General features: G+C 41.6%; 24 protein-coding genes. All 24 read right to left on the bottom strand.

The window, feature by feature from the left end; all coding sequences use genetic code 11:
- Positions 1–110: 110 nt before the first annotated feature.
- Positions 111–422 (bottom strand): hypothetical protein, encoded by a 312-nt coding sequence (locus tag FC43_RS00820; protein ID WP_056953363.1) that lies wholly within the window; start codon positions 420–422, stop codon positions 111–113.
- Positions 423–525: 103 nt separating this feature from the next.
- A complete protein-coding gene (locus FC43_RS10705) occupies positions 526–687 on the bottom strand; it encodes an XkdX family protein (protein ID WP_082611419.1) in 162 nt (53 codons plus the stop codon).
- Positions 688–987: 300 nt separating this feature from the next.
- Positions 988–3,384, bottom strand: a complete 2,397-nt coding sequence (locus FC43_RS10710) for a BppU family phage baseplate upper protein (RefSeq protein ID WP_082611420.1) — start codon at positions 3,382–3,384, stop codon at positions 988–990.
- Positions 3,384–3,779, bottom strand: coding sequence for a hypothetical protein (locus tag FC43_RS00830; protein WP_056953365.1), 396 nt, complete (start codon positions 3,777–3,779; stop codon positions 3,384–3,386). Before FC43_RS00830 ends, FC43_RS10710 begins: the two co-directional genes overlap by 1 nt.
- Positions 3,769–6,060: a phage tail protein gene (locus FC43_RS00835; RefSeq protein ID WP_056953368.1), complete on the bottom strand. Its 2,292-nt coding sequence runs from the start codon at positions 6,058–6,060 to the stop codon at positions 3,769–3,771. The genes FC43_RS00830 and FC43_RS00835 overlap by 11 nt, the downstream gene beginning before the upstream one ends.
- On the bottom strand, positions 6,060–6,839 hold the full coding sequence (locus FC43_RS00840) for a phage tail family protein (RefSeq protein ID WP_056953370.1): 780 nt from the start codon (positions 6,837–6,839) through the stop codon (positions 6,060–6,062). The genes FC43_RS00835 and FC43_RS00840 overlap by 1 nt, the downstream gene beginning before the upstream one ends.
- Positions 6,836–9,301, bottom strand: a complete 2,466-nt coding sequence (locus tag FC43_RS00845; protein WP_202812965.1) for a tape measure protein — start codon at positions 9,299–9,301, stop codon at positions 6,836–6,838. The genes FC43_RS00840 and FC43_RS00845 overlap by 4 nt, the downstream gene beginning before the upstream one ends.
- Before the next feature lie 138 nt (positions 9,302–9,439).
- A complete protein-coding gene (locus FC43_RS00850; RefSeq protein WP_235807563.1) occupies positions 9,440–9,793 on the bottom strand; it encodes a hypothetical protein in 354 nt (117 codons plus the stop codon).
- Positions 9,794–9,870: 77 nt separating this feature from the next.
- Complete coding sequence (locus FC43_RS00855) at positions 9,871–10,218, bottom strand: tail assembly chaperone (RefSeq protein ID WP_056953376.1); 348 nt, start codon at positions 10,216–10,218, stop codon at positions 9,871–9,873.
- Positions 10,218–10,832, bottom strand: a complete 615-nt coding sequence (locus FC43_RS00860) for a phage tail protein (RefSeq protein ID WP_056953379.1) — start codon at positions 10,830–10,832, stop codon at positions 10,218–10,220. The genes FC43_RS00855 and FC43_RS00860 overlap by 1 nt, the downstream gene beginning before the upstream one ends.
- A gap of 13 nt (positions 10,833–10,845) precedes the next feature.
- A complete protein-coding gene (locus tag FC43_RS00865; RefSeq protein ID WP_056953381.1) occupies positions 10,846–11,238 on the bottom strand; it encodes a gp17 family tail completion protein in 393 nt (130 codons plus the stop codon).
- The gene (locus FC43_RS00870; protein ID WP_056953383.1) at positions 11,235–11,591 is read right to left on the bottom strand and encodes an HK97-gp10 family putative phage morphogenesis protein; all 357 of its coding nucleotides are present in this window, start codon (positions 11,589–11,591) and stop codon (positions 11,235–11,237) included. Before FC43_RS00870 ends, FC43_RS00865 begins: the two co-directional genes overlap by 4 nt.
- Positions 11,591–11,896 carry a hypothetical protein gene (locus FC43_RS00875; RefSeq protein ID WP_056953385.1) on the bottom strand — a complete coding sequence of 102 codons (306 nt, stop codon included), beginning with the start codon at positions 11,894–11,896 and terminating at the stop codon, positions 11,591–11,593. Before FC43_RS00875 ends, FC43_RS00870 begins: the two co-directional genes overlap by 1 nt.
- Positions 11,874–12,269: a phage head-tail connector protein gene (locus tag FC43_RS00880; protein WP_268872331.1), complete on the bottom strand. Its 396-nt coding sequence runs from the start codon at positions 12,267–12,269 to the stop codon at positions 11,874–11,876. The genes FC43_RS00875 and FC43_RS00880 overlap by 23 nt, the downstream gene beginning before the upstream one ends.
- A gap of 10 nt (positions 12,270–12,279) precedes the next feature.
- Positions 12,280–13,158, bottom strand: a complete 879-nt coding sequence (locus FC43_RS00885; RefSeq protein WP_056953387.1) for a hypothetical protein — start codon at positions 13,156–13,158, stop codon at positions 12,280–12,282.
- Positions 13,159–13,170: 12 nt separating this feature from the next.
- On the bottom strand, positions 13,171–13,797 hold the full coding sequence (locus tag FC43_RS00890; RefSeq protein WP_056953389.1) for a capsid assembly scaffolding protein Gp46 family protein: 627 nt from the start codon (positions 13,795–13,797) through the stop codon (positions 13,171–13,173).
- A 156-nt stretch (positions 13,798–13,953) separates the two neighbouring features.
- On the bottom strand, positions 13,954–14,289 hold the full coding sequence (locus tag FC43_RS00895) for a YjcQ family protein (RefSeq protein ID WP_056953391.1): 336 nt from the start codon (positions 14,287–14,289) through the stop codon (positions 13,954–13,956).
- 28 nt (positions 14,290–14,317) lie between these two features.
- A complete protein-coding gene (locus FC43_RS00900) occupies positions 14,318–14,554 on the bottom strand; it encodes a hypothetical protein (RefSeq protein WP_056953392.1) in 237 nt (78 codons plus the stop codon).
- Positions 14,554–15,918 carry a minor capsid protein gene (locus FC43_RS00905; protein WP_162258973.1) on the bottom strand — a complete coding sequence of 455 codons (1,365 nt, stop codon included), beginning with the start codon at positions 15,916–15,918 and terminating at the stop codon, positions 14,554–14,556. Before FC43_RS00905 ends, FC43_RS00900 begins: the two co-directional genes overlap by 1 nt.
- Positions 15,884–17,347, bottom strand: coding sequence for a phage portal protein (locus FC43_RS00910; RefSeq protein ID WP_056953397.1), 1,464 nt, complete (start codon positions 17,345–17,347; stop codon positions 15,884–15,886). Before FC43_RS00910 ends, FC43_RS00905 begins: the two co-directional genes overlap by 35 nt.
- A gap of 11 nt (positions 17,348–17,358) precedes the next feature.
- Positions 17,359–18,624 carry a PBSX family phage terminase large subunit gene (locus FC43_RS00915; RefSeq protein WP_056953399.1) on the bottom strand — a complete coding sequence of 422 codons (1,266 nt, stop codon included), beginning with the start codon at positions 18,622–18,624 and terminating at the stop codon, positions 17,359–17,361.
- On the bottom strand, positions 18,611–19,045 hold the full coding sequence (locus tag FC43_RS00920; protein ID WP_056953402.1) for a terminase small subunit: 435 nt from the start codon (positions 19,043–19,045) through the stop codon (positions 18,611–18,613). Before FC43_RS00920 ends, FC43_RS00915 begins: the two co-directional genes overlap by 14 nt.
- 41 nt (positions 19,046–19,086) lie before the next feature.
- On the bottom strand, positions 19,087–19,689 hold the full coding sequence (locus tag FC43_RS00925) for a hypothetical protein (protein ID WP_056953404.1): 603 nt from the start codon (positions 19,687–19,689) through the stop codon (positions 19,087–19,089).
- Positions 19,686–20,726 (bottom strand): hypothetical protein, encoded by a 1,041-nt coding sequence (locus FC43_RS00930; RefSeq protein WP_156648215.1) that lies wholly within the window; start codon positions 20,724–20,726, stop codon positions 19,686–19,688. Before FC43_RS00930 ends, FC43_RS00925 begins: the two co-directional genes overlap by 4 nt.

Consider the following 20,726-nt stretch of genomic DNA (forward strand, 5'->3'; position numbering starts at 1 on the left):
ACCCCGTTATGGGTTATTTTTTTAAATTGTGTTGCACTTGAATTGTAAACTCTCAGGCAATAAAAAAGGCTACCGAAGCGGTAACCGTGATTAAATATGATGGAATTACGTTAACGATATTCATTTGTTTTCTCCTCCAAATTTGTAATTCTTCGTTCGTGATCTTGTAACTGCTCATCGTGATGGATAAAGTGCTTATCTCCATCTTCAAAGCGTTTATTAGCGTGTTTATGCCATTCGTTCCAATCTTCAATATTTTTATTGAGCTTTTTAAGATTTTGATTGATTGGGTTAAGAACTTTATCAATTAAATTACTAATTAATTTATGTGCCCCGCCAAATACCGCCGTCCCAATCACTAGAATTGATCCCCACTCAGCCCAGCTAAGACTAAGGAATGAATGAATTGTAAAGATGTGCATTGCCTGTTGCCACCCTCTTTCTTAAAGCCGCCCATAAATAAGCCCCGCTCGATTGAGTGAGGCTTTTGTGTACTGTGTATTTCTTTGGCGACTATTTATTTTTCTATGATACTGGTTGAGCAGCCTGTGTAGCTGATTGACTATAATCTAGGCCAGTAATCGTTTTAAAATCATCTTGAGTAATCAAGCCGGTAAGGACAGCATTACGCTCATCCTGAACCGTAAATAGTTTTAGCTCGAACCAGAGCTTAAATAGGTCAAGCATTGGCATTATCTCCCTTATTTTTCATTGTTTCTGATTAGCTAATTGCAAGCTCATTACCTGTTTAGTTAGTGATGCTAGTAGAGTCAATTGAGACAGTTGCATATTGTCCCCTTCCCACTCCTGCTTTTCTAAATTAAAGTGTGAGTTTGAGATTGGATAGGTGGCCCCATTAAAACTTGTTGTATAGGGTGGAATGCTTGTAGAGCATTCCGGTTGGTTATCTGCATAGATAACATTTTTGAACAGATTGTTTTGTTCAGTATCGTATAAGTACCATTATTGCATGAAATGGCCTCCTTCCTAATACCAGATTGGATAGCTCAGAAATTGTGTGCCCGATGATGCTACTTTTTTGTCCAGAAGGTTGGGATCAAAGTTTAATGGGTTGTCGACTAGTTCTTCGGGCATAACGCGGAGAAACATATCTGCAAATTTCGTAATTTTTCCTGGTGCCTTCTGTACTGTCCAAGGATGAGCTGCACGTCCTTTATCAACTTGTTGCGTTGCATTAATTTCATTAGGCACTACGAAGAAGCGTCTGACTTTAATGTGCCCTTCAGTTAAGCCATCCCAAGCTAATGTCAGTGCGTGGACATCATAAGCACTCACATCACCGACAGTTATATTAGCGATAACTCTTACGTTCCAGTAAGATCGATCTACCGCAAATTCGCGTTGATAAGCTGTTGAGTTTACCCTAGCAATAGTGCTACCAGCGTTGATCTTAAAGTTGGCAAAGCCTGCATTGAGATCAACGTTATTATAGTTTTCAGGGGGATCAAAACTTACATCGCAACCAACTGTTATCTTTGCCATTGAGGAGATTAATCCATGATCATTACCAGAGAGTGTGATGTACATCTCGCCACTGTTTGAGTTAGCTTGCAGAAACGCTCCATAGTTATCGTAGCTAGAATACAAAGAAACATTTTTTGAAGTAAAAATTGGAACATCATAGCCGAACACTTTGTAAGAGATTAGATCATCGCTGATTAAATTCCTGACCGAGCTGATGTTCCCATAGTTTAGTTGGTTGTATCCCTTTAATTTACTACCGTTAGTTTGGCAAACATTTAATCCAGATAAATCATTGTAATGTGCCGTATACCAATTTGTGACAATGCTTCCTTCAACATAACCGTCGAACACATTATCGCGGAAGTTGTTCAAATTAGTCGTGTTGGCATTTGGCATAACTGATAATCCGCAAGCTCCTTTGCCATCATCGTCCCAGCCATGAAGCATAGTGAACTTGTTTCGATCCCCAAATTCGACACGAATCCCAATGATGTCATTAGGATCATAAGTTTTGCCTTCAGCTTCCGGAATTGCCTCAAATTGAATGTTGGTGAAAAGATTCTGTGCAATTTCCAGCGAGCCCGTCTGACTAGAAGTCAAGTACAAGGCTGAATGTGCGAAGCCAGTTACTGTCACATCACGTACTGAATTGCCATTGATCCACACTTTCTGATTAGAGACAAATTTGATACCATCATAGACAATTTCGGCTTCGACATTGCTGATACTAAGATTATAGATGTTTGCGTTGTCACCACTAGCCGCTGTGACAATTCCATAAGTTTTGATTCCATTAGAGCCATGCAGATGCAGATTCTTAATGGTTGAGCCGCCAACACCACGACCAACACCGCCTAATTTAATCAGTATAATGTCTTTCCCGTTGTTAATCGCGTCAATACTGAAATTACTGATTAGTGAATTTGAGCCAACTTCAAATAGGTAAGCGATTCCTTTGGTTAGTAAGGTTGTGTTTGACCTATTATCAATCCCAACTAAGTCTACCTTGTTTGGAATAGTAAGTTCACTGGTAATCACATAACTGCCTTCAGGAATAATGACACGTTTGATTGCGCCACTTCCTGCCTGGCTTAGCGCATCTTGGAAAGCTTTAGTGTCATCAGTATTACCGTCACCAGTTGCGCCTAAATCCTTGACATTGAGCCCATAAGAACTAAGAAATTTAGTAACTGCATCTTGAATTTTATTTTCAAACGTAGCAGCTTCAGCCTGCGTAAACAGCCCGTCCTGTTTAATCTTAACTTCTAGATCGGTGATCCGGTTCTGGAGCGTTTGAAGCATGGTCTGTGTGCTGATCCCCATCTTATTGAGGGAGTCAAACAGATCTTGAAGCTTCTTGTTCCACTCGTTCAGCTTGTCTTGGAGCTTACCGTCAGCGTTGTTAACGATTTGTTGAAGCTGGTCATACAAGTCCTCAAACGGCGTAATGTAGTCGCGTGGCACCAGACCCGAGATCACCTTGTCGGCCAGAACGTCCAGATCAAACTCCAGCGTCGTTACTGAGTTGCCATCCTTGACAATACGGAAAAAGGCTTGGCGGTAAGAACCAGCGACTGTAAAGGCATGGCCGGGCATGTCGAAACGGAAACGTCCGGCAGTTGGGTCAAGGGCAACGTAGCCTTTATCATCAATTATCCGGAAGTCGCCGGCGGAATTCTTCGGAAGTAAACCTTCAAACCAGACGTTGCAGCCGGTTAAGTCTAGGGGTGTCCCGTCTTCGTTCTTGATATTGACAAAGACTTGCCGCATGCTTCGTTCGTATTGCCGTGCTTGAACCCAGTTGGTATTGCTGCCATCAAAGTCAATTTTGAAGTCCTGAATATCTTTAACTAGACTTCGGCGGTCTTTCCCAATCGTATAGGTCAACGTTTGTGACATTAAATCAGTCCTTTCTCTTGTAGAATTTGTTCAACAGCCTTTTCAACTGTCGCGTAGTCTGTTCCCAGTGCAACATGTTCAATTTTTGTCTTCCACTCGCCTTTAGCAGCTTTCACTTCATCGTGGGTTGCTTTCTGTTTATCTAGGTTGTCGAGGCGAGTGGTTAGCTTATCGTTATCTTTTTTTCTTATTTCAATTTCTTGATCTGTTTTTTCTTCAACTTTCTTCATGCGCTTAAACAATTCACCAGACGTTCGATCATATAATTCCATCCCTTGCGCAATAGCTTCACGCACATCCTTACCATAACCTTTGTGACGGATAGCATCAGCAATCTCCTTCATGCTATGGTCGGTTTCCGAAAAAGGCTCATAGTCATAAGTTTCACTTGCCATTCTCATCGCCTCCTGCTGTTAGTTTTTCGACCTGTTTCTTTAGTTCGTTAAATGACTCCATTGACACATATTTAGTCGGCAGATCATCATCAACCACTCTATGAAGTTGTTTCATATCAAATTGCAACTGAGCAACATCCTTTGAATTAGCGTTATCAGTTACCTGACCGCTAGACTGACTTGTTGTATTGCCAAGCCGTGCAAAGCGATTATCAACATTTACTTTAAAATTTAAAAACTCCTGCTGATTGCGGGAGTTTTCCAGTTGGTAGTCGGTTATACCTAACGCTTTATCGCCAATTGTTAGTGTTGATGCATGTGGCTTTAACAGGTCGATTGCTTTTTGAGTTATCCGTAATAGTTGTGTCTTAGCTACATTCGGATTGATAAACATATATCGATCCGCAACCTTAAATGACTTAAAGTTAGCCATATGCAGTTCCAAAGCCGACACTTCCCAACTCTCTGGAATACGTTGAGCATCAATCCACGCTCTCGCTTGTTGCAACAAGATATTAGGATCGTCAACACCATCGAATTCCACTTTACCTTCAATAATTCCAAACTCTTGTTGCAAGTCTGGAATATCAATGTAGTCCTTGCCATCGTTTACACTGGTAATGGTTAATTTAGGACGCGGAGCATTACTATTATCAACGGTTTGCGTGCCAGACTGTGGTTTTGAGCCATCTCCACCTTCCTTAATTAGCTTTTGCGGGTCAAGCCAGCCACCAGCTTCTGAATAAGAATTCCTGACCGCTTGATAAAAGTCCATTTTTGTTATACCGATATGCACATGATCTGTATCACGGTAACCAATTACATCGCCGGTTTTTATCTTCTGACCAACGTTAACAATAATATTGCCAGGAGAACTGAACGCTTCCTGATAAACGATATTAAAGCTATCAGACGAATGAGTAACAACGTAATTCCCAAGGCCAGCCATGTATGACTTAATAATGACTGTCCCACTATGAATACAGTGAACATCACGACCAGGATGATCGACTGAACCAAAATCAAGACCATCATGAAAATCGGTGCCACCACGTCCAAACCATCCTGTATGGCCAAAACGTTGAGCAGCAGAGAAATTACCTTCTCCGATGTTAGGAAATGGCCATCCCCACGAGCCAGTATCAACCACCTTTATCGGTTCCTTGCTAATTGGCGCCCCATGAGGTGACCACCCACCAGAACCGGCAATCTGTTGTCGCCAGTTAGGAATGTTCATGGTCGCAACTAGCTGACACAAGCCCGAGCCTTGACCAACCCAAGTAGTGAATGGTTCCCGTGCATAGTACCTGAAAGTCCGTTCAACAAACTGCATTAATCCTTTAGACGGAGTACCGGCCTGAGCATTGCTATCCCAGTTGTTAACAGCATTTTCGTCTCCAGTAGATTCAATCCGAATTCGGTTCTTCAAGCTAGTAATATCGACATCAGATAGGTGTTCACCAACCAACTTGGCTGCATACTGTATGACGGGAGTCCAATCGCCGTTTACTGGTTCTTTGGCTCCATCGCCAAAACTACCATCGCTATCACCGGATACTTCAACTTTTTCTGGATCTAGAGTCTTCCCCAAAGGTATTACCCTAGTAATCACCTTTGTCGGATCAATCTGCATACTTGCCGACTTCATATTCTTGGCTAACTGGATTGGCGTGTCATCCTTATGGTCCACCCCAATATCAGTCAGATAATCAAGGTAGTTTGGGCCATTAGGGTTGTAAGTCGTGACGATATATCCGCCCAATGATTTAACCAGCTTGTCATTAATTGCTTCGCTAGTTTTAGGGTAGTCAATTTGGCGATACTGGTTATCCTTGTTATTAGTGACGTTCACATTTCGAACTTGGAATTGCTTGTATTCCGGTACTTGTGAATTGTGAACACCAATCAGTGTCTCCAGGAATTCCTTTGGCGTTTGACCAACACCTTCATAGAAGCGTTGAGTGCTATCCATCAAGTACGCCTCAATGTCCTCGAAGATATACTCACGGGTAAATTGGCCACTCTCTTCCATTGACTTTTTCGGCTTGATTGCCCGTCCTCGAAAAATAAGCTCATTGTCATCGTAGACGTTAACATGAGTGTGGTAAGGACGCACATTATCCCACAATGGACTCGCCTGATTAACAGTAAGAGTTAAATCATCGATGTCAGACTCTTTAAGCGTGAGTTTGCCTGAGCTAACATACCGATTGACTCGTGGGTCCAAAACAATAAAACCTGCCTTGTCGGTTGGCTCATTGTAACCAATAATTCGATACACTAGATCATCTCCTCCCGCTTAAACTGAAATTCAATTGTTCCATTCCCAGACAGATGAATCTTGTTGTCACCCATCTCCAGTACGATTGTGGTTGTCTTGTAATTATCCTGAGTTAAACCAACTTCACCGATTGAATCGTTCTTCAACGTCACGAATCCGGAAAGCTGGAATGAGCATTCTACCGGCCGTGAGCCAATATTCCTAACATTGATATCTTGATCACCATTGACGGTGAACTTTACTGGTTGCCAGATCCAATGATCAAAAGCAACGTCATCCCAATAATCAGTGCCTTCATTGTGGTTCGTATAGGCGAATGGATATGCCTTGAAAGTAATCGTTGCTGTCATTGTTCCCTTGTCCTGGTCATCTTCGACTTCAACACTGGTACACTTGGCAGACCAGTAGTACACCGGATCATGAGAATCAATCAGCTTACTATAACCATGTGGCAATAGCTGCCGCTTAAGCTCTTCCTCATAAGCTTTCCGTTCCTGGTAAATCTTGCCAAAGTACATGAACTTATAAGTCAACTCACGGATCTTAAAAAAGCGTTCCTGATCATACATAGAGAAATCATATTCTCCTTGCATGTAAGGGACGCTTTCTGTTATCTCCTGTTCCTCAGGTGTAGTTGCCGTTCTCTCAGTTAACCACCAATCAGAATCAGCAGAATTAAAACCGGCAAAGTCAATATATTCCAAATTATCCAGATATTTAGGTTTTGCATTCGTTGGTCCTAACCCGCGAAACACATAATCATTACTGAAAAATCTCATCGACTCCACCTGTCTTTCAATGCTGTATTTTGCCCTAACCGTTGATCATACTGAGCGGCAGTGTAACCAACCAACGTGCCATCATCAAGAACCATTGTTGTATCCTTGGCAGCAATTTGTCGGAGTAAGCGGTTATTTTCGACTTGTAAGGCACTATCCTTTACGGCTAAACTACCAGCAAAATTAGTAGCTAACGCACCGTTGAACCTACTAAAGCCAGCCAAGTAGTCAGCTTGGGTACTTGAAACTAAGTCGCTAATATGCCCCGCCATGTCACTAACGTTTGATTGAACTTCACTGAATCCATTAATTAAGCCGGCATTCAAGCCACCCATAATCGCTTGACCAGCCGGAATTAGCAACTTCCGGTCATAGCTGATTGGCCCCTTATGGTCTTTAATCCATTTGCCAATCCCGCTAATGAAATTCTTGACGCTTTCCCAAACTGATTTCAAACCCTTCAAAAACGAGTTCATGATGGCCCGACCAGCAGCACCAAGGTCAATTTTGACCACTGACTTAATGTAGTTAACCCCAGCACTAAACAGGCCTTTAATTCCATTCCATACCGAACTAACAACACCTTTTAAGCCATTCATAATAGAACTAAACACGCTAACAATACCGCTTAAAATTGTTGATACAATACTTCCAATTGCTCCAAGGACGGTTGACACAATATTTTGAATTGCATTCCAAGCTCCTGACCAATTGCCTTGTAAGATGTCGGTAATCGCTGTAACAATATCAACAATCACCCGTAGTCCAGCAGTAACAACCGTTCCAATAACGCTCCATACCGTGCTAACAACAGTGACCAATATGTTCCAAATGGTTGTCCAAATAGTAACGATTACTGAAATTCCTGTGGAAATTACTGTTCCAATCATAGAAATCGCTGTCGTAATTACTGCAATTACTAATTGCCAAACGATTTGAATAATTGGAATAAGCATGTTCCAAACAGTTGTAAATACTCCGACGATGGTAATTAAAACACTACCAACGACAGCAACAACTCCAGCTATTACAGGAGCTAAAATTGTCACTAAGCCTTGCCAGATCGTAACGATTAGATTAACAACGGCTTGAACAACACTAACCAAACCTTGCCAAATAGGCGCAGCTACGGCCATAATTGACGTCCAAATGCCACTAAAAAAGGTCACCAGTGATTGCCAAATTGGTTTAATGAAATCGACGACCGCGTTTATGGCGTTACCGATTGCACCCCAAACACTACTAGCAATTCCCACTAGATTTTGCCAAGCTCCACTAAGCCATGAAACAAAACCCTTCCAGAGTTTTTGGCCAGTCTTAGTTTTGGCAAAGAAAAAGACTAAGGCCCCAACAACGGCGACGATCGCTGCGGCCGCAACCACCCACGGGTTGAGGCTCATAACCCAATTAAGGATTTTCATTGCGCCAGCCGCAAGCTTTGATTCGGCACTCATGTTTGATAACGCAAACTTCAGCAAATTCATATCTTTAGCGACTGACGAAGCAACTTTCAATACCGTAAGACTACGTTTTAGCGCCGATAGCATTGGTGTTACTTTTTGAATCCCAGCAAAAGCGCCGATAAAACCTAACACCCCAACTGCAGCCCCTTTGAAAATATCGTTGCTAAACGCACCTTTGATCAAATCAGCAAGCACCTTAAAGGCCGGAGCGACGCTTTGCAAGGCGGGACCAATTGACTTTAAGCCATTTTCCATCATCGTCCCAAAATTAGCGATGATTTCTGCAATGCTTGACCCAGTAACGCTCTTAACAAACTGGTCAAAGGCTTTGATCGCTTCCGCAGTTCCCCGCGTGATGGCCGTCTTCATATTTTGAATTGATGTCCCGATCCCGGCGGTGGAATCCAATGCAATCTTGTGAAGTGACTTTAAGCCACCGCCACCGTTCTTATCTAGGTCAATTAAGGCATCTTGGAAGTCCTTCACCGAAATCTTGCCTGACGATAGACCGTCTTTTAACTCAGCAGTGGTCACACCCATCTTCTTTGCGATTGCGTTCAACGCTGGCCCCATGTTGGACTGCATCATCGAGTTCCAAGTTTGGGCATCGATCTTGCCGTTCGCAAAGGCTTGGGAAAGCTGGACAACGGCATTGTCAACGTCCGCTGTCGAACCACCAAAGCCGATAATGCCGTCATTTAAGGCGCTAAAAACCTTCTGTGACTTCCCCAAGTTACCCGTCGAAGCCGCGATCATTTGAACGCCCTTAACCGCACCGTCAAGCGACGTCGGCAAACCATTAATCGACTTCTTCAAGCCCGTCATGGCGCTAGCGGTTTGCTTGGCTGAAAAGTCCATGTTGCTAAAGGTCCGGTTGGCGTTGTTCAACGTATCAATCCGATTAATGGCTGCACCAACGGAATCTTTTACCATTCCAAACGCTTTCGCCCCCACAGCAAGTAGCCCCATGGCACCGGCTAGATTTTTAATTGAACCCATGGCCGCGCCCGAACTCCGGGCTGTGCTATTGGTCCGACTGATGACATCACTTAACGAATTAACAGCTTCTTCCATCGTTTTGGTGAAATTCCGATCCACAGCGGACAAAACTGCTTCAATACTCATACTTTCGGCCATTTAATCCGCCTCCCTTCGCCATGCGGTCATGTCAATTCGGCCTAGTTTTTGTAGACGTTTAAACTCCTTGAAACGTTGCATGAAGATTTGACTGGCTTGGCGTCTGCTCGACGTAGCCCCCAAGTAGTCATCACCGAAGCGCTGCCTGATTTGATGTTCGTAAGCTTCGCGGTCGAAAAACTTCTTAAATTTGCGGTACTTCGGTTTCGGATTCTTCTTCCCGGTTGTGGCTTGAACGGTCTGATTCATCCACGCTTGGGTTGCTAAATCCGTTTGTCGCTCTAATTGGCGCAACTGGTAAGCTTCCAGCCGCAAGTGATACTCACTCCACGTCATGCGGTCAATCTCTCTCATGTCATTCATTCCCAGATAAGCTAGCGCCGTGAGTTTAATTTCCCGATACTGTTCGGCAGAACTCGGCGCTGGCTCATCTAGGCTTTGAGGTTTTTTACCGCCACCTTAACAGCATTTGCTTCCGCCATTTCGTTCAGTACCGTGTCAAACAAGCCTTCAATGTCAGTTTTGGGGTTATCAATCAAAGCATCAATTTCACTTCGCGATGGCCGTGACTTGTTATCCCACGCCGCAGCATAAATCACGTCCGACAAAACGGCTGCGTCGTATGATTTCAAACTTGGAACCGTCCTAGCCAATCCCATTCCAAAGTTTTGCTTGACGCCCTTCACCGTGAGTTCCATTCCGGCAATTTTATCTAGTTCCCGTACGAAGCGTACCCCAAAGTTCAGCTGCAACGCCTTGCCATTTAACTTAACTTCCATTATTTTTGCCCTCCTGTTTTATCTGATGGCGCATCAGTTGCTTCAATCCCGACCCCATTGTCGGTATTGCTCCAAGCTTGACCATTGCCATCAGTCCCGTCGTCCTTGGCAGCTCCTTCAATTACCCCAACGCCCCGGAAAATATAGGCTAGTTGGGATTCTTGTTCATTACTTAATTCCGTCCAGCCCCGAACTGGCCCATAATCAACCGTGATTGTGGTGTCCCGAGAAGATACGTCGTCCGGGTCGTTATCGTTTGAATCTTCGGTGACCTTTCGCCGCATGTAAAAGGCAAAGTATTTTCCCGCCGTATTCTTGCGCTTCCGATAAATGATCCAGAACTCCATTTCTTCCTGATCGAAAAGCGAATCGTAAAGTTGATCCGCAATCTCACTCCAGTTGTTGACGAACTCCACTTCCAAGTCCGTTTCCAGTGAGGAAGTCGTTGCTACTGATCCAGACTTCGTTACTGTGTTGTCACTGTCACGTTGTGGATCAAATGACAGCGAAGTTTGATAAGGGACTAAATGACCTGGTTCAGTCTTAGCAGCGGAAAGCTTCCGTGCATACAAAACCACGTCAATACCCTGCAATGCAGGAATATCTTGTGCCATATTTTTATTCCTCCTAGTTCAAATTAAAAACGAGTGTAATGACACCATGATATAAGACAGTATCAGGAACACTCGTATCCGTTAAAATTTGTTGATCCTGAGCAGCTGGACGACCAACAAAGTGAAAATGCTTTGTTCTAATTGCCCCAGCCCCCAGTAGTGATAGTTGATTAATTACTTTCGTAACCAGTGGGCGGTTTTCAGCGTCTCCCCACACGTCTAAGGTTTGACTGATTCGACCACCCAATGCATCCTTATAAGTTACTGGTAAAAGCTGGGTCATCCCCATCGCAATGAAGGGATACTTAGCATTTTCACTTTCCAGTGGCAGATGGTCATAAACTGTGTAACCTAGATTCTCACATTCAATCATAAGCTGATCAAACAACTCTTGTGATGGGTTCATTTCATCACCGCCTTTAATTGGTTAATGAATTTCACTGACTGATAAGCAAAAGCTGGATGCAAGGTTGGCCGTGCCGACATGAAACGTGTTCCAAACTCCAAGTAAGAAAAATATTCTGTATGAGGAGCAATAGTAGCAGTCATGCCGGCTTGACTCAGTTCATTAGTAATGCTTCGAGCCGTTGTACCCTTCGAATAGCCAGCCGTATATGCCGCCTCCATATTGGCAACCGTTTTAGCTTTCAACTGCGCCGCATTGTTTTTTACAATTGGCCGTACCTTTGAGGCCAGCAACTGTGGGCGTTTACTCAGCTTAGCCTGGAGTTCTTTGGCTCCTTGAAGTTTAATCTGCATTATCCTTCCCCCACAATCAAAGAGACGCCCTTCAGCGGACGCCTTTCAGTATTCAGACGGTACTTTACCGGACTATCATCAATGGTTAAATACGACCAACTGACCGTTACTGGTTCGCTAAAACGAATTGTCTTAGCTCGCTGGTCATACTTGCCGAACAGCTCAACAGACCGGTTAGTACCAACATCAGTCACGTTTCCATACCGTGTGGCCACCAATTCAGTACCACCCTCATACTTCGAAGTGTGCGGGTTGTAGCGGCGCTTAGAATCAGAATAGAAACTAATCTTGCTGTCCATTCGCATTAGTATCACCTCGATACGGGTTAATGAACTGAACTTTGCCTAAGGTCTGCACGTCTTTTTGATTACGCCGTTTCCAAAGGTTAATATCGTCTAAGAAATCATCAAAGTCAGAAGCTTTGAAAGTGATTGACTCACCTTCCTGACTATAAGCAGTCATCCCTTCGTTCTTGATCCGGTTAAACCGACGGACACTGACTTCTAACTCGATATAGTCCAGCTCCGGAGGCACTGTCTTACTTTCCAGCTTAAAGCACAGAGCATGGTCTGTATTTGTAATGATCAGGTTGAGCAAGTCATCCTGGTCATTATTTTTTAGGCCAAGCATTGTCTTCAAATTCTCAAGTACATCTGTTGTCTCGGCTTGCTCACCCACGATTCATCACCTACTTACCAGCATCAGTCGGTGCACTGATAGTTGACAGAACAATACCATCAAGGCGTTCAGTCGTCAGAACACTAGCCATTGTTACAACAGTTTCGTAAGTCAGATTGTTATTAACAGAATCATGAGTTACACCGATCAAACCAGTTTCATCAGAAGTCATGTTGAACAGCTGGCCAACCGAAGAAATCGGGGCATAGAAGTAATTAATATTATCAGCTACAGTAGCAGCAATTGTGCCTTGCTTTACAGCGCTAGTCAGAATGATGGTGTTAAAGCCAAGGAAGTTTTGAATATACTGCAGGCCGAAAGTGTTCTGTACATCAATCTTCTGATTCCCTAACCAATCATACAAGTCCAGTGGATTAGCAAAAGCAACAGTTTGGGTGTCGTAGTCTTCCCACTTTATGGCAAGTTGACCAAGTGCTGCGGCCATAGCCTTCTGGAAGTCAGCACCAGAAGCAGTGGTTTTGCTTGCATTAGCCTTAGTAATGTAATCAAATAGATCCTTCTTAACGTCCTTTTGAACTTCACGAAGCAACTTGTTATCAGTATCAACAATAGCCGGAGTTACACCACCAGCAGATTGAATAGCTTCAATTGATGTCTGCTTACGATACTTCTTAAAAGCCAGAGTAAGAGTATCAGCCAGCTTACGAGTTACCTTACTCAGTGGGATAACTTCACCTTCACCTACTGCACCATCAACCTTAGTCACTTCAGACTTGTAGATTTTAATTTGTGATCCAGCAGTCATCGGATGCATTCGTACCACACCAAGTGCATTCAGTAAAGTTTGAATGCCTTGAGTAAACTGTTCGGTAAAATCGATAGACTGTGCAACCAAATCTGCACTTGTCGTTAAATTAGTTTCAGCCATTTAAAAGTCCTCCTATTCATAAATCGACATATTGTCTGTGATAGCTTTGACCCGTTTAAGCGGATCCTTGATCTTCCTAATGTCCGCCTTGCTCATTCCATTAGCAGTCTTGCCATTACTTCGTGGGGTTGTTCCACGTAAGGCTTCCTTCTTAGCAGTGTCACGAATGGAATTGACGAAATCTGTAATAGCACTGATATTGTCAACCGTTTGCTGTTGGTCAGTCGAAACCACCATCGCTAGTACTTCATTAGGAACATCCAGACCATCTTCCCGGAATGCTTCACGCGTGGACTGCAAGTCCTTCTCACGTTGTAATTGAGCTTTCAAGTCAGCGATCTGTTGATCCTTTTCATCATCTTGTTTTGTGGTTTTCTGTTCCTTCAGCAATTCTTTGACCGACATCTTGCCAGACTTCAAGTCTTCTAGCTGTTGATTAGCTTCATCCAATTTCTGCTTGTAGTCATTCTTTGAAGCAGTGATCTTATCAATTCGCTTCTCAAATTTAGCCGTTAAACGGTCAACTGCACTGTCCTCTTCCTTAGGCTGATCCTTTGGGGCTGGATCCTGGCCCTTTTGCGGATCGTCCTGCAGTTGAATGCCAGTGTTTTGTTGCGCTTGTTCTTCGTTTTCTGCCATAAGTAAACCTCCTATGCACGCATTTATTGACTTGGGAGTCATTCTCGGGCCTTATTTAACGTCCACAGCTCACGGGAACGGACATAAGAAAAGGGATAGCCAGCCGGTAAGCTATCCCCCGTAAAATAAAAAGCACTCACAGATTAGTGTGAATGCTTAGAAGCCCGGAAGCCAATCTCTGACTTCCTTAAAAATACGATATGCTTTTTTCATCATAGAATTTTCTGCTAAATATTGTAAGCCTTCAATAGTTATTGAAACATTATAAAGGCCACCAATAATAATGCCTTCAATTTTGGTTGGCGTAAATTTTACTCCTGAAATATAACCATGTTCGCTTAACATTTTCAGCGTGTTTGCAAACTGAGCTTTGCTGATATTGAATGTATCAGCATTAAGAATATTTGGATCAGGTTTAATTCCATTCTCATAACAGTACTTAAGGTAGCTTAGTATTTTATACGCTACCGTAAAGAAGTCATTATTACTCATAATTACCTCCGAGAATTAAGCTCGTTATCTAGCCATTTCCAAAGCAGAAATGAGTTTGACTGGTTTTCAAATTAGTAAGACTAATCAAAGTTTTCTTCAGATAAGCAAGCGAAAAAATGTACTTCAAAGTATCCTCAAAACCATTTACTACTAGATTATGATCTTTCTTACTCAAAGTGGCTGTGCCATTTTCTATATCTGAATGCAACTTAAAGGTATATGAATCTTGATCATCATGTACAATGTCAACGACTAAGAAGCCCATTATTTCCGCCTCCTTTTCTTTTTCTTGGCTTTCACCAAAGCCTCACCATAGTTATATGTTTGATTAGTTTTGTCATGGGCTTCCTCATAATCAAGCCCTTCATCATCCATATAGTGTGCTTCCAAACTTTCGTGTTCCAACATAATTATATCATAATCAAAAGCATTGCCTTCATTAAGACGCTGTAGGCTTTGCGCCATATCATAATCAGGGTAAAAATGTTGTAGTGACCTATCAGTGCCATTCTGTAAATTATACTTTGAATCAAGAATATGCTGCAACGCTGTTGATACAACAGCTTCTGTTAACCCACTGTTCGCCATCATATTATGAATTAAAATGTTCCGTTTAGAATTTCGTAGTTCTTCATAATACAGTCTGGCATGCTTAGACCGCTTAACCATATATGGATCATTCTCGTTATTTAATGCACCTGAAAGTGCACCACTATCTGAAGCATTCACAGTTGTTTCCGAAATTGCGCACCGACAATTAGGATGCACTGGAATTTCAGGAACTTTACTGATCTTGTAAATTCCTGGTCCCCAGCCGTTGTCCTTACGCTCAATAGCTTGGCACTCTGGACAAGCCTTAATCTCAGTAAACCACTGAACATATTCATAGCCATTTGCCTTAATGGAGTTCATTTGAGCGGTGAATTGAACCCGTGCTGATTCAGTCCGGGCAATTCGTTCGGTTACATAGCGCTGATTGGTTACCGTATCTTTGACCTCTGATTTTAACCGCCGAGCCATCTTACGTGGGTTCTGGCCTTGAATAATACCATCAGAAATAACAACATCCAGCTTGGCCTTCAATGCATCTTGATTGGCCCACAACCGATCTGAAAAGGTAGCTGAATTAGTCTGGGCCATTACAATCTTAGCAATCTTAGGCCCTGCCCACATTGATGGTTGAGCAGTAACCTCCATAATACCGGCCTGACGTTGGCATTCCTTAATGTAATCATCAGACAGTTTGGCCGTTAAAGCTTTGTCGGTTTCAGCAGTTGCCTCTGTCAAGTGGACACCAACCTGCGATTTAAGCAACTCCAGACGATTGATTCGCATTGTAGCATTATAAACTCGCATTCTTCGATTGACGTTATCAGACCAGTCGCCATAAGTCGGTGTTTGGCCTTGTGCCCGCATCTGATTAGCCTGTTCAACAACATGCTTGGCTTCTCGTTGATAAGCAGCCATCTGACCAGCAGTAACCGGCTGATATCCAGTGTGATTACCATTCTCATCAACAATAAGTGTGGCGTTCTCATCAATCGTCCGGTTAATTCCATCAATGGCCCGCTGATAATATTCAGCAAGCCGCTGATTAAACTTCTGATCGTTGTCCAGATTCTGCTTCATCCAGGCTGTCTCTTGCTGACGTCTTTTCTTCCAGTAAGCCGTGTTCCTGTTCGCCATTGTTCTCACCCTTTACTGCGTCCATTGCACTAGCCTGGTTTTGAAGTGCCTGTTTGACTTTATCCGCTTGTTCATCCTTGATCCGTTCCATTTCGGCCTGTGGATCATCAACACAAGACAAGATGGACAACTGCGTCTGTTTAGACACAATACCGTTCAAGGTTGACGCTGTTTGAGCTTCGTCTGCTAAGTTATCCGGTAGATTACGCTTGAAATGGAAGTCAAGATCTTGCCAAGCAGCAGAGTCATGAACTACTGTTCCAGTGCTGAATACAATTTGATACATCTGCCGCAATGCTTGTCGGAATTTACGTTCCTTATTGCTTGCCATGTTTCGCATGGAAAGCAGCTTATATTGAAGAGCAACACCAGATGAATTACCACTGAAAGCTTCATCGTTGAGGTTAGGCACCATTGCCACCTGGTAAATCAGTGTAACCAGCCGATCAATAATGTGTTCTTGCATCGTGTCGCCGTCTGGCTTGCTGATGAAGTCAACAGTGGCGTTAGTTGCATCAGCGTCAGGACTGTAGATCATCTGATTGCCAAGTAAGTTAGCATCTGGTAAACCATCGCCATCATGATCTAGGTCAATACCCAATACTTTCAGATAAGCATTGTCGAAGTATTCAACTTGGTTGGCCTTCTGTGACAGCACCTTATCCAATGAGTTAATCAATGTTTTGACGTTATCAAACACACCCTGGCGCTCTTCGTTGCCATAGAATTCAACCGCCGGCACAATGCCATATGGGTTAGGTTGTGATGCATCAATTAACTTACCACCAGCAAAAGCATCAAAATGATCGGCATAATAGATCACACCGGTTTGCTGACCGCTCTTAACGTCTTTCCAGTAACGAACAAAGCAGTAAGGCTGACGAGCAACTGTGTCATCGTAGACCATGAAACCTTCAGTTGGGTTCATGTACGCAACTTTCGTGTTGCTGTCCTCATCCTGATAAATAAAAGCAAACGAACGTCCGTAGATATCCGTTTGCTTGCTGATCTCAGATAATTTGTCTTGGAACGAATTAGCATCATTCCAGTTCTGTAATTCTTCATTGCTAGTATCATCATCTAGCGTAATCTTAGGCGGGATCCCAGTGAAGAACCCGTTATAAGTATCCACAATGTAATGTGGCAAGTTAGCAACCAGATGATTGTCCGGGCCAAACCGACGCGGTACTTGATGCAGAATGTCATGGTCACCGGTGTACAACTTCATGTTCTCCCGATAGTTTTTTGTATATTGATTATTATGGCTAATAAATGCATCCAAATCATTCATCGCTAAACCCGGTTCATCTTTGGGATAAACAAAAATATGTCCATCCAGCACCTGGCCTTTGCCATTAACTGTTTCAGCCATTCCAACACCTCCTAAATATAAATATTTTTAAGAATCGTTGCTTTCGGTGTGCCCATACCATTGATTTCATTTAGTGCATACCGAATAGCATCAATCTCGTGGTTATATGCATCGACCGGTTCATTGGTGTATTCGCCATTTTGCTTATCTTTCTTATAAGTGTAATTTTCAAGTTCTTCGATCGTCTTCACACAGCGATCATCAACCACCAGATGGTATTGCTGCATGAAGGCGATCCCCTGAATGATACTGTCCTTACCCTTCTTGGCTGGCCTAATTCTAGTGATGCCGTCACGCTTGATCTCAGCAATCGACTTCGGTTCGGCTGCATCAGCCGTGATGATTTCTTTGGAGTAACCCATCTGCTTGATCATCCGGGCAATATCATCGTTCAGCATACCGTGCTTAGCGTATTCCTCCATGACATAGAGCACATGATTATCCTGATCAACCTTAACGTGCATGAAGGCTGTCTCATCATTTGTGTAACCAAAGTCCATGCCAAAGTAAGAAGGAAGGTCTGATAACTTCTCCACACTCAGCCGTCGCTTGCTGAAGTCTGGAAAGACCAGTTTATCCAGCGTCGCAAACTCACCAAGAGTGTAGATCTTGTAGTAAGCGGGGTTGGTCCGTTTCAGATTCTCAATCGTCCTGATGTTGTCTGCATCCAAGAAGTGGTTGTCCTTGTACGTCGATTGATGAATTGCTACCCGTGAAGTATCAACAGTAACGGCGGGATCAAACCATTGCTTGTAGGTCCAGTTCAACTTACTAACCGGATTAAACATACAGAACAATTGGCGTTTCTTATGTTTAGGTTCACGTAGACGAAGAGTGAGTTGCGTAAAATCATCTTGCGTAAATTCGGAAGCTTCTTCCATCACCACATCGGATAATCCTTTAATGGACTTAATCTTTTCTGGGTCATCCATACCCTTAAACAGGAAAACCGCACCGTTCGGTAAATGAACAGTACGGTTTGATTTATTTACTCTACATAACGGTAACAATTGCCAATTTGATAAACAGTCAATTACGTCAGCGAAGATAGATTCTTGAATTGTTCGATCAACTTTCCGCAGCCATAGCACTTTGCGGGGATGTTTCCATTGCCGCAATGATTTAAGTACGACTTTCTGTACTACACCATGCGATTTACCAGAAGAAGCTCCGCCGTACCAAACTTCGATAAAGTGAGAATAATCAAAAAGGTTATCGTAAATCTGTTTATTGAAGACATTAGCAGGCTTAGGAAAATTAAGATTAATCTTCGTCATCATATTCCCCCATTCCCACATCAATCTGAACATCACCAGAAATAACTTTTTTATCAGTCCATGCGCCGTGACGCTTACCGATTAATTCCGCCGCTTTAATGCGATCTTTTGCTGACACTTCAACATCATCATAAACGCCCTTAGCAGTAGCGACAGATTCTGTTTGCTCGCCACGCATTACCGAAGTGAGATATTCCATCACTTCGGTCATATCAGCTGTTTTCTCTGACTGAATTTCTTCGTTACGTTTTTCAATAGCAGCTTTAATGACAGGTTTTGACAAGTTTTCAGTAGCTATTCGATTAGCTGTCTTCTTAGAATATCCAGCTTTAATTGCCGCCTGAGTAGCATTACCCGAGATAATGTACTCATCGATAAATCGCTGTTGTTTCTGTGTTAATTTTTGAGTAATACTACTCACCTCCTTAAAATAAGAAGTTAGCTATTTAGCTGACTTCTTTGTTATTTTCGAAGCAGATACAAAGAATTGCTAATTTTATATAATGAATTTCCATTATTACCTGAAATCTTATCTTTAAATTGCGCATAACTCATCCTAGTCATAACATATGCATCTTTTTTATCTAGTGTAACCTTATACACATTAAAAAATAGTGCAAGTATTGGATTAAAGTATACTAAGTCATAACGTATATACAAAATCATTATCATTATAAATATTAAAATACTATCGAAATATTTACTATTTCCTTGACCAACGCCTAATGTAGATAAAGGAACAATGTATGTCATTATATAACTAACAATTCCATCACCTATTTTTTCTGGATTAGTTATTTTCTTGTTATTTAATTGTTTTTTCTTGTAATGAGCAAGCTTAACTATAAATATAATAAGTGGGGATATTATAAGTAATAAAAGAGTAAATGTTAACCAATTAGAAAATATAATTTTTAGATTAAGTTTTTCATCACTTGAATTAAGTGCATCTATAAATAATATTAAAAATAATGGTGTAAATGAAACAAAAAACAAATTTATTTTATTTAAACAAAAACAAACAACAATAATAAGAAGAAGAATTAAAATATTAATTATTATCATTCCATAAAATCCCTTTTTAATAAAATAGTCCTAGAAGGTCTATCTGATAACAATGCCGCAAAACCAAACTTCCCTTCCTCACTATAAGTAATTGTCAAATCTTTTTTATCCATCTCTAACCCTTTAAAACTATCATGAAACTTTTTATTATTTATGATTTCTTTATCAATATCGTTAAACGTTTGTTGTATGTTCTCTTCCTTAAATCTTTCTTTCAACGAACTTATAGAAACGCGAGCCAACATTCTTGTAAAGATACTTGAACTTTTTCCTTTCAACGCCTCATCTATTTTATCAATATTTTTAAAGACATCAGGAAAATCTGTTTTTAAATGTTTTATATTTTCTTTTGCTATAGAATTATATTCACTTGATAAAAAAAGCATTTTTTCAAAATCAGAGTGTGTATTAATAATATAAACACCCTGAGAGTAGTAAAAACTAATATTGTTCTTAATACCGAAATATAGATGGTTATCATCTAATTTCTCAATACCATCATTAGTTAAATTTCCCATAAAGCCCGATGATAATCTCTTTTTCTTAAAAGCATTAAAATTATCAACCTTTATAAATAAATAATAGGGGTCATTGGTACCAATGCATACCTTTGCAATAGCTCCTTTTACATTTTCCAAATTTCCTAATACTGTCAGATCTTCACTAGGCACAAAATTATCGTCTTCCAATTTTTCTACTAAGCTCTTAGAATTATTGCGTTCATTTTTATTTAAATAATAAATTGTATCCTTATTATTTTTTAAAATATCAAATTTTTGTATTTGTTTTTTATTAAGCTTTGATTCCTTAAATGTATAAATAAAGCGTTGCAACATCGACTTACTTGTATCTTCATCTAAAGTTGCATTTGCATAAGCAAAATTCTCAATCTTATTTATACCATTTTTTGAATATTCAAAATAAAAAGAAACGCTGTAATTATTTTCTTTTAATGATTTTTTAAACAACTCTACATCCTCAGTTATACTACCTACGGATACAGCTTTTACGTTATCCTTTAATTTTTCGTTTTCCAC

Origin of the sequence: Limosilactobacillus ingluviei DSM 15946, from assembly GCF_001435775.1 — a bacterium.
Lineage (GTDB): Bacteria > Bacillota > Bacilli > Lactobacillales > Lactobacillaceae > Limosilactobacillus > Limosilactobacillus ingluviei.